At 45.5% G+C, this 4,283-nt stretch carries 4 protein-coding genes and 1 pseudogene; 4 read left to right on the top strand and 1 reads right to left on the bottom strand.

The genetic code is table 11. The features are described 5' to 3' along the window. From EJL04_RS16205 to EJL04_RS16190, 4 genes are all read left to right on the top strand, one after another. The coding region (locus tag EJL04_RS16205; protein WP_206429399.1) for an RteC domain-containing protein at positions 1-391 on the top strand (391 nt) is incomplete at its 5' end. Between the two features lie 140 nt (positions 392-531). Next, positions 532-1,983: an ATP-binding protein gene (locus EJL04_RS16200; RefSeq protein WP_002560993.1), complete on the top strand. Its 1,452-nt coding sequence runs from the start codon at positions 532-534 to the stop codon at positions 1,981-1,983. A gap of 9 nt (positions 1,984-1,992) precedes the next feature. Further along, entirely contained in the window at positions 1,993-3,156 is a 1,164-nt protein-coding gene (locus tag EJL04_RS16195) for a GNAT family N-acetyltransferase (RefSeq protein ID WP_002560992.1), read from the top strand. A gap of 16 nt (positions 3,157-3,172) precedes the next feature. Next, the gene (locus tag EJL04_RS16190) at positions 3,173-3,739 is read left to right on the top strand and encodes a hypothetical protein (RefSeq protein ID WP_002560991.1); all 567 of its coding nucleotides are present in this window, start codon (positions 3,173-3,175) and stop codon (positions 3,737-3,739) included. Between the two features lie 41 nt (positions 3,740-3,780). Here EJL04_RS16190 and EJL04_RS16185 read toward each other — a convergent pair. Continuing rightward, positions 3,781-4,283 (bottom strand): annotated as a pseudogene (locus tag EJL04_RS16185) (conjugal transfer protein TraG); the annotation flags it as partial.

The raw sequence follows: 4,283 nt of genomic DNA, 5'->3' as shown, positions 1-4,283 counted from the left end.
AGAGATTGCCGCCTACGTCAGCAAGGCTCTGTCTTTCGTAAGAAAGATGCAGAAATTCCTTGCCACGCCCCAAGTGCCACCACTAATATCCGCCAACAACGCAACAGAAACCACCGCCAGCCTTCTTTGGACGGGCAACGCCATCGACCTCGTGGAACTTATCTACGGCATAGACGAGATGGGCTGTATCAACAACGGCAATATGCCGCTAAAACAGCTCGCCCCGATTCTCTACAAGATATTCGGTATTGAGTCGAAGGATTGCTACCGCTTCTATACCGACATCAAACGTCGGAAAAACGAAAGCCGTACCTATTTCCTCGACAAGATGCAGGAGAAACTGAACGAGAGAATGCTGCGCGATGAAGAGCTGGAACGTATGAGAAGATAAAATCAGGTATAAGCGGGAGAATGGTATCATGCTGTTCTCCCGTTTGAGTAAAATCTATACGAAAAAGGGCGTTTTCGGCGCGCTATTGCCCCGAATTTCAGCGAAAAACGCTATCTTTGTACAATTGTTACGAATTGAATATGAACATAGACAACCTCGATATAGTAAAACAACTGATAGCCGAAAAGGAAAACGGGCAGGTGGAGTTCAAGGAAACCACCGGGCAGTTGGAGCGCGGCATGGAAACGCTCTGCGCTTTCCTTAACAGCGAAGGTGGCACGGTGTTGTTCGGTGTGACCGACAAAGGAAAGATCATCGGGCAGGAAGTGAGCGACAAGACGAAGCGTGATATTGCGGAAGCCATCCGGCGTTTTGAACCATTTGCCACACTCGAAGTTTCGTATATCAGTATCCAAAATACAGACAAGAGTGTGATAGCCTTGTCTGCGGACAGCCAACGTTATATGCGTCCGTTCTCCTATAAGGGACGGGCTTATCTTCGATTGGAGAGCGTGACATCCTCCATGCCGCAAGACGTATATAACCAACTGCTTATGCAGCGAGGTGGGAAATACGCTTGGGAGGCGATGACGAATCCCGACATCAAAGTTACTGACCTTGATGAACATGCCATTATGGGAGCGGTACGTGGAGGCATCCGGTGCGGTCGCCTACCCGAAGCCACCATAAGGGAGGATTTGCCGACCATACTCGAAAAATTCAACCTGTTACATGACGGAAAACTGAATAATGCTTCCGCAGTCTTGTTCGGTCGTGATTTTTACTTCTATCCCCAGTGCCTGCTTCGGTTGGCGCGTTTCAAAGGAACTACAAAAGACGAGTTTATAGACAATCAGCGTACCACTGGCAATATCTACACACTGCTGGACACTGCAATGTCGTTCTTTTTCAAGCATCTTTCCCTTTCGGGCAAAGTTGAAGGCTTGTATCGGGAGGAAGAGCTTGAGATTCCTTACAAGGCATTGAGGGAATGCTGCACAAATGCCCTTTGCCACCGCTCATACCACCGTCCCGGCAGTTCGGTAGGAATTGCCATCTATGATGACCGTGTGGAGATTGAGAACAGTGGAACTTTTCCGCCGGATATAACAATGGAAAAGTTATTGAGCGGGCATAATTCAGAACCTCAAAACCTGATTATTGCGAATGTTCTGTATAAAAGCGAGGTTCTGGAAAGCTGGGGACGAGGCATCGGGCTTATGATAAGCGAATGCCGGCGTGTCGGCATTCCCGATCCGGAGTTTCATACAGATGGAAATAGTGTATGGGTTATTTTCCGCTATACCCGAAAAACTGTGGGGCACGACCCGACAATTACCCGACAGTTACCCCACAGTCACCCCACAGTTACCCCACAGGTGGAAAAGGTGTTGTCTGCAATCGGCACACAGACACTTTCAACCAAAGAGATTATGTGTGTGATAGGATTAAAGGACAAAAGTAATTTTTTAGAACTATATCTGTATCCAGCCATAAGGCAGAATTTGGTAGAGCCTATTTACCCGGAAAATCCGAAACATCCCCGGCAGAAATATCGTCTTACCGATAAAGGAAAAGAACTGTTGATATAATAACGGGGTATGGTGGCGAAAAAGAAGAAACAACAGGGGCATTACTGTCGGATTTGTAGCGAGTACAAAGCCAACGAGCAATTCAGCGGCAAAGGACACTCGCGGCATATCTGCAAGGAATGCCGGTCGCTTCCCGATGATGTGAAGGCGGACATGGTGCGCTGTAACGAGGTGGAACGAGCCGTTTTCAAATGCCCGATGAGCCGTCAGGACTGGGAACTGCTGGAAAAATATGCCAAGAAGTACAAGGACAAGGAATCCGGGCAGTTCGCGCAGGATATGTTGGACATGAAACGGGGCAATCAGACACCGGACGAGGATATGGAAGAGGATGATGTTTTAATAGAAGGCATCTATGAAGAGGAAACCATACCATTTGCCGAACTGGAGGATGACATCCGTTATCAGTTGGAAGAATTGTTGGCGGACAACATCAACGAGTTCATGATACACAAGAATTACATTCCCGAAGGCAAGGAACTGAAAGACATCAACGAATGGGTCATGAAAGAAACCCGTGACACCTTTTTTATAAAGGTTATTCCCGATGCCGCTTATGACAGTCTGGTGGAAGAAACGATCAACAGGCTTGTGAAGGAATGGAAAGAGGACGGATTTGAGATAAAGACCTATTCCGCATCGCTGGTCGTCATGGAAACGGAACGGCTGCTTATCCGCAGGATAACCCGTAAGGATATGGACGCACTCCTTGCCATAATGGGAAAGCCGGAAGTCATGTACGCTTGGGAACACGGCTTTACCAAAAAGGACGTGCGCAAATGGATAAACAGGCAACTCATCCGATACCGCAAGGACGGGTTCGGATATTTTGCCGTCATACTGAAAGAAAGCGGCGCATTGATAGGACAAGCCGGTCTGATGAATAGTACCCTAAACGGGAACGAGACTGTCGAGCTTGGCTATATACTCGATAACACATACTGGCATAACGGTTACGGTACGGAAGCCGCCCGCGCGTGTTTGGAATACGCCTTTGGAGAGCTGGAACTGAAAACTGTCTGTTGCAGTATCCGACCGGAAAACGTGGCATCCATCCGTGTGGTTGAAAGGCTGGGAATGACCTTGTGCGACAACCATACAATAATATACAACGAAAAAGAAATGCCGCATCAGATATATGTGGCAACCAATAGTAAATCCTATATCTTATAAGCGAAATCACTCAACAATGAAAACAAATAATATTAATTTATTTTGCGATATAGTTACTCAAAGGTCAGGAGAACATTCTTGCGCTATAAATATTTTGTTGCAACAACAATTATATGGGCAGGTAATATCTATTCTGCGTCAAGAATTAGATTCTATGGTAAGAGTTATGTTTTTGTTGTCAATTAGCGACTTAAACCTTAGAGAGCATTTTATAAACCAAACTTTGGAGGGAATAAAATGGTCTTATCCCAATACAAAGAAAGTCGTGACCGATAAACAAATGGTGGATTTAGCTGATAAATTTTATGGCTGGCCTTTTTTTGTTTATAAATTAGGATGCGCTTTTATTCATCTTTCAGCAATGGTATATTATAAAAACAGTAATCCATTTTTGCTTTTATCTGTTTCAGAAAGAAATGACATCACAAGGTTTTTACATCAATATCATAGTTTCCCGTTAGAGTTGGAATTGAATTTGGAAAATATCATCCCATATCTTGATAAAGTATTTAATAAAGTTTCAAGTAACTTAGCATGTTACATTGAAGATTTACGTCAAAATAAACTTTTGGAGGAATATTAAAATAAGGGAGGATTTTAGCTATCCTCCCTTATTTTAATAGGTTACTTCTGCTGCAACAGATGCTTCAGGTTGTCATCGCCCGCGATGCGCTCCAATTCCTCCTGAACAATCTGCTTCACCTCCTCCTTGATGCGCCGGTAATTTGCCTGCACCGTTTCCTTCATGCGGTCGTTGCCGTCTGCGTCAGTGAAATCGGTAATAACGGGGATTTTCTTGTAGGCACTTTCCTCCCGTTTTACCTTATCGGCATCCACCACAATCTCGCAGTGGAAAATCTTCTGTTCGATACGCTCGTTGAAGTTGTCGGACACCGAACCGACAAACATTCCCTGCGTCAAACCGGAAATCTTGCTGGGCGGGATAAGCGCGTCCATCTGCGTGTTAATGGAGGTGGAAACATCCTGCCGGTTGATGGAGATAGACTGCCGTTTCTGCAACACCTTACCGAATCGTTCCGATAGTGTCTTTGCCGTTTCACCTACCACCTGCCCGGAGAAAATGTTACCGACCGTATTCATCACCACTTTCGCCTCCTTATCACCGT

Source organism: Prevotella marseillensis (assembly GCF_900625065.1).
GTDB lineage: Bacteria > Bacteroidota > Bacteroidia > Bacteroidales > Bacteroidaceae > Prevotella > Prevotella rara.
This window is presented reverse-complemented; position numbering and strand designations above follow the sequence as displayed.

Excerpts from the sequence above, each read along its gene's own strand:
- EJL04_RS16200 (WP_002560993.1), top strand. The coding sequence starts at position 532 with ATGAACATAGACAACCTCGATATAGTAAAACAACTGATAGCCGAAAAG.
- EJL04_RS16190 (WP_002560991.1), top strand. The coding sequence starts at position 3,173 with ATGAAAACAAATAATATTAATTTATTTTGCGATATAGTTACTCAAAGG.
- EJL04_RS16195 (WP_002560992.1), top strand. The coding sequence starts at position 1,993 with ATGGTGGCGAAAAAGAAGAAACAACAGGGGCATTACTGTCGGATTTGT.